This is a genomic window from Roseomonas sp. TF40, from assembly GCF_057219975.1.
In genome coordinates, this window is the sequence record NZ_JBXVVR010000016.1 from 1 (window position 1) to 5,663 (window position 5,663).

Consider the following 5,663-nt stretch of genomic DNA (forward strand, 5'->3'; position numbering starts at 1 on the left):
GGGATGCGGGGACAGGATTTGAACCTGTGACCTTCAGGTTATGAGCCTGACGAGCTACCGGGCTGCTCCACCCCGCGGTGGTGAGGCTATGTTGTGATGTGAGTGAGGATCCGGCGTGGTGGCCCGGCGACGACCTACTCTCCCGCGTCTTGAGACGCAGTACCATGGGCGCTGGGGTGTTTCACGGCCGAGTTCGAGATGGGATCGGGTGTATCATCCCCGCGATGGCCACCGGGCCACCAGGCCGGATCCTGTGAAGTATCACAACATATGACGGGTGTTGTTCGGATTTGGCGATTGGAAGTGTGTGTTGTGTGTGTTGCGCGGCTTGGTGCTGCGCGCGGCGTGGGTTGTTTTTGAGGCAACCCTGGCCGGTGCGATGGTGATGGATTGAGTTCTATCGGGCTATTAGGACCGCTCAGCTGAGAGAGTTACCCCTCTTACACCTGCGGCCTATCAACGTGGTGGTCTTCCACGGCCCTCGGCGAGACCTCGTCTTGAGGCTGGTTTCCCGCTTAGATGCCTTCAGCGGTTATCCATTCCGCACTTGGCCACCCAGCCATGCCACGGGCGTGACAACTGGTTCACCAGAGGTGCGTCCATCCCGGTCCTCTCGTACTAGGGACAGATCCTCTCAAGTCTCGTACACCCACAGCAGATAGGGACCGAACTGTCTCACGACGTTCTAAACCCAGCTCACGTACCGCTTTAATCGGCGAACAGCCGAACCCTTGGGACCTGCTCCAGCCCCGGGATGCGATGAGCCGACATCGAGGTGCCAAACCTCCCCGTCGATGTGGACTCTTGGGGGAGATCAGCCTGTTATCCCTAGAGTACCTTTTATCCGTTGAGCGATGGCCCTTCCACGCGGGACCACCGGATCACTAAGGCCGACTTTCGTCTCTGTTCGCGCCGTCGCGCTCACAGTCAGGCGGGCTTGTGCCTTTGCACTCAACAGCCGATGTCCGACCGGCTTGAGCCCACCATCGCGCGCCTCCGTTACCATTTGGGAGGCGACCGCCCCAGTCAAACTGCCCACCACGCAGGGTCCCGGCCCCGGATAACGGGGCTCGGTTAGACGCCAGAAAAGCACAGGGTGGTATTTCAAGGTTGGCTCCACACAAGCTAGCGCCCATGCTTCAAAGCCTCCCACCTATCCTACACAGTCCCTTCCTGGCGCCACTGCGAAGCTGCAGTAAAGGTTCATAGGGTCTTTCCGTCTGACTGCGGGTACCCCGCATCTTCACGGGGAATTCAATTTCGCTGAGCCCATGCTGGAGACAGTGGGGAGGTCGTTACGCCATTCGTGCAGGTCGGAACTTACCCGACAAGGAATTTCGCTACCTTAGGACCGTTATAGTTACGGCCGCCGTTTACCGGGGCTTCGGTTCGATGCTTGCACATCTCCCCTTGACCTTCCGGCACCGGGCAGGCGTCAGACCCTATACGTCGTCTCACGACTTCGCAGAGCCCTGTGTTTTTACTAAACAGTCGCCACCCCCTGGTCTGTGCCACCCACCAACACTTGCGTGCCAGCAGGTCTCGCTTATCCCGAAGTTACGCGAGCAATTTGCCTAGTTCCTTCAGCATGGTTCCCTCAAGCGCCTTGGAATACTCATCCAGTCCACCTGTGTCGGTTTAGGGTACGGTCCATATGCCAGAGCTATTTCCCGAGCCGATCCAACAGCACCTCCAATCCAATAAGGAGACACTGCACTTCACGGCTGTCACTTCTGGCGGGCCCAGGAATATTCACCTGGTTCCCATCGGCTACGGCTCTCGCCCTCGCCTTAGGGGCCGGCTCACCCTGCGCGGATTGGCCTTGCGCAGGAACCCTTGGACTTTCGGCGGGAGGGGTTCTCACCCTCCTTGTCGCTACTCATGTCCGCATTCGCACTTCCCATACCTCCACGGCCCCTCACGGATACCGCTTCACAGGCCTAGGGAACGCTCCGCTACCGCGCGTCTTTCGACGCACCCACAGCTTCGGCTCGTGGCTTGAGCCCCGTTACATTTTCGCCGCAGAACAGCTTGTTTAGACCAGTGAGCTATTACGCTTTCTTTAAAGGATGGCTGCTTCTAAGCCAACCTCCTGGTTGTTTTGGCCGTCCCACATGCTTTCCCACTTAGCCACGAATTAGGGGCCTTAGCTGGTGGTCTGGGCTGTTTCCCTCTCGACAATGGACCTTAGCACCCACTGTCTGTCTGCCACCTTATACTCACCGGCATTCGGAGTTCGGTTGGGTTTGGTAGGACTTTGGGTCCCCCTAGCCCATCCGGTGCTCTACCTCCGGCGGTAAACAGATGACGATCTACCTCAATAGATTTCGCGGAGAACCAGCTATTTCCCGGTTTGATTGGCCTTTCACCCCTAGCCACAGATCATCCCCGACTTTTTCAACAGGCGTGGGTTCGGCCCTCCAGTGGGTGTTACCCCACCTTCAGCCTGTCCATGGCTAGATCACCAGGTTTCGGGTCTTCTGCCGGCAACTGAGCGCCCTATTCGGACTCGCTTTCGCTGCGCCTACACCTAACGGCTTAAGCTTGCTGCCAACAGAAACTCGCGGACCCATTATACAAAAGGTACGCCGTCACCCTTGCGGGCTCCGACTGCTTGTAGGCGCTCGGTTTCAGGTCTCTTTCACTCCCCTCGTCGGGGTGCTTTTCACCTTTCCCTCACGGTACTTGTGCACTATCGGTCGCCAGAGAGTATTTAGGCTTAGAGGGTGGTCCCCCTACGTTCAGACAGGGTTTCACGTGCCCCGCCCTACTCAAGGATCACATGAAGCACTACGCCTACGGGGCTATCACCCGCTATGGCAGACCTTTCCAGATCCTTCGGCTTCTCTTCATGCAACCACTGGCCTGCTCCGCGTTCGCTCGCCACTACTAGCGGAATCTCTGTTGATGTCTTTTCCTCCAGGTACTGAGATGTTTCAGTTCCCCGGGTTCGCCTCCTCACCCTATGAATTCAGGTGAGGATCTCCTTGCGGAGGGGTTTCCCCATTCGGATATCCGCGGATCAACGATCGCTCGCATCTCCCCGCGGCTTTTCGCAGCGTGCCACGTCCTTCATCGCCTTCTGGCGCCAAGGCATCCACCGAACGCCCTTGTCACACTCACTCTCACCACCACCGCCCGCGCGCAGGACCAAACCGCGCCATGCCCCTCTCGAGACACACCACAGAACGCCCTGACCAGGTCAGCAGCAGCTCAACTCACACAACTCACACTTCCAAGGCAGATCACGCACCCAACCCGCCGCCAGGTCTCCCCGACAACGCAGCCAGGCTGCGATCCACCAAATCCGATTCACCGTTTGAAAGAACATGCCCAACGCCAGCCCAAAGGCCCGCGCCAGGAAATCTGTTGAGGGAAGGCAGCGCCGAACAGGCTCGCGCCCGCTCAAGGCACCGCTCCGGCAGCAAGCCAGCTTCAAGAGCCAGCCTTGCAACATGGAGGCTAACGGATTCGAACCGATGACCCCCTGCTTGCAAAGCAGGTGCTCTACCAGCTGAGCTAAGCCCCCGTTGGATACCGGCCCATCACCGGAAGTGAACAAGAACGCGCCCGCCAACCGTTCCGCTGGCCGCACGCCGGGCTGCGCGGCAGCGCCGCGCAGATCCCTTTTCGCTCCCTTCCGGGGGATACTTTCTTTTGGCTTTGCCAAAAGAAAGTATGGGCCAGGGAGGACTTGAACCTCCGACCCCACGCTTATCAAGCGTGTGCTCTAACCAACTGAGCTACTGGCCCCTAAGGCCAACTCTATCGAAAACACCCCTGCCTTTTCAGGCGGAGGGAGGGGCAGCCGGATGGACGCAAGATCGTCAGTGAGAGCTTCCAGCAAGCAACCCGCATCCGCGGGCCGCCACCTTCGGCAAGGTCCATTTCAGGACCATGTCAGACGCAGGCATTTCTATTTTCAGGATGCACCAGCCGAGAGGCCTAAACCCCTCACCCCAGTCGCATTCCTTGAAAGGAGGTGATCCAGCCGCAGGTTCCCCTACGGCTACCTTGTTACGACTTCACCCCAGTCACTGACCCTACCGTGGTGACCTGCGTCCTTGCGGTTCGCGCAGCCACTTAAGGTAGAACCAACTCCCATGGTGTGACGGGCGGTGTGTACAAGGCCCGGGAACGTATTCACCGCGGCGTGCTGATCCGCGATTACTAGCGATTCCACCTTCACGCACCCGAGTTGCAGGGTACGATCTGAACTGAGACGGCTTTTCGGGATCGGCTTGGCATCGCTGCCTCGCATCCCTCTGTCACCGCCATTGTAGCACGTGTGTAGCCCAGCCCATAAGGGCCATGAGGACTTGACGTCATCCCCACCTTCCTCCGGCTTGTCACCGGCAGTTCCACCAGAGTGCCCACCCAGACGTGCTGGCAACTGGAGGCGAGGGTTGCGCTCGTTGCGGGACTTAACCCAACATCTCACGACACGAGCTGACGACAGCCATGCAGCACCTGTGCGCCACGCCCCTTGCGGGGAAAGTCCATCTCTGAACCGGTCGTGGCCATGTCAAGGGCTGGTAAGGTTCTGCGCGTTGCTTCGAATTAAACCACATGCTCCACCGCTTGTGCGGGCCCCCGTCAATTCCTTTGAGTTTCAACCTTGCGGCCGTACTCCCCAGGCGGTGCGCTTACCGCGTTAGCTACAACACTGAAGTTCTAAGAACCCCAACATTCAGCGCACATCGTTTACGGCGTGGACTACCAGGGTATCTAATCCTGTTTGCTCCCCACGCTGTCGCGCCTCAGCGTCAGTAATGGACCAGGTCGCCGCCTTCGCCACCGGTGTTCTTCCCAATATCTACGAATTTCACCTCTACACTGGGAATTCCACGACCCTCTTCCATCCTCTAGCTCCACAGTCTTGAACGCAGTCCCCAGGTTGAGCCCAGGAATTTCACGTCCAACTTGAAAAGCCGCCTACGCGCCCTTTACGCCCAGTAATTCCGAGTAACGCTAGCCCCCTTCGTATTACCGCGGCTGCTGGCACGAAGTTAGCCGGGGCTTCTTCTACGGGTACCGTCATCATCGTCCCCGTCGAAAGGACTTTACAATCCGAAGACCTTCTTCATCCACGCGGCATTGCTGGATCAGGCTTGCGCCCATTGTCCAATATTCCCCACTGCTGCCTCCCGTAGGAGTCTGGGCCGTGTCTCAGTCCCAGTGTGGCTGGTCGTCCTCTCAGACCAGCTACCGATCGGAGGCTTGGTAGGCCGTTACCCCACCAACTACCTAATCGGACGCAGGCCGCTCATCAGGCGCATTACTGCTTTGGCCCTCAGGCCTCATGCGGTATTAGCCCCAGTTTCCCAGGGTTATCCCCCACCCAACGACACGTTCCTACGCGTTCCTCACCCGTCCGCCACTCCCCTTGCGAGGCGTGCGACTTGCATGTGTTAAGCATGCCGCCAGCGTTCACTCTGAGCCAGGATCAAACTCTCAGGTTCTTCAGCATGATATCAACCTCAACGCCTCGCGACGCCTCAGCCAACACCACACACAAACCCACATCCCAACCCCACTGACTAAACCTAAACTTCCATCCGGCCACCCTTCCCACCCCCCAGCCATCAACCCTTCGGGCCAATAACCAAAAGATCAGAAGAACAACCTTCTTCCCTCAATCAGATGCACAGCTTGAATGAACA

3 tRNA genes and 3 rRNA genes are annotated in these 5,663 nt (G+C 58.4%); all 6 read right to left on the reverse strand.

Going from position 1 to position 5,663, the window contains the following annotated elements:
• Positions 1 to 3: 3 nt before the first annotated feature.
• The 6 genes from AC2D9U_RS24185 to AC2D9U_RS24210 all read right to left on the reverse strand — a co-directional run bounded on the left by AC2D9U_RS24185 (position 4) and on the right by AC2D9U_RS24210 (position 5,462).
• Positions 4 to 77, reverse strand: a tRNA-Met gene (locus tag AC2D9U_RS24185).
• A gap of 44 nt (positions 78 to 121) precedes the next feature.
• A 5S ribosomal RNA gene (rrf, locus tag AC2D9U_RS24190) occupies positions 122 to 236 on the reverse strand.
• 151 nt (positions 237 to 387) lie between these two features.
• Positions 388 to 3,124: ribosomal RNA gene (locus tag AC2D9U_RS24195) — 23S ribosomal RNA — on the reverse strand.
• 332 nt (positions 3,125 to 3,456) lie between these two features.
• A tRNA-Ala gene (locus tag AC2D9U_RS24200) sits at positions 3,457 to 3,529 on the reverse strand.
• A gap of 150 nt (positions 3,530 to 3,679) precedes the next feature.
• Positions 3,680 to 3,753, reverse strand: a tRNA-Ile gene (locus tag AC2D9U_RS24205).
• 222 nt (positions 3,754 to 3,975) lie between these two features.
• A 16S ribosomal RNA gene (locus AC2D9U_RS24210) occupies positions 3,976 to 5,462 on the reverse strand.
• The 16S, 23S and 5S rRNA genes sit together here with 3 tRNA genes alongside, the layout of an rRNA operon.
• Positions 5,463 to 5,663: the final 201 nt, after the last annotated feature.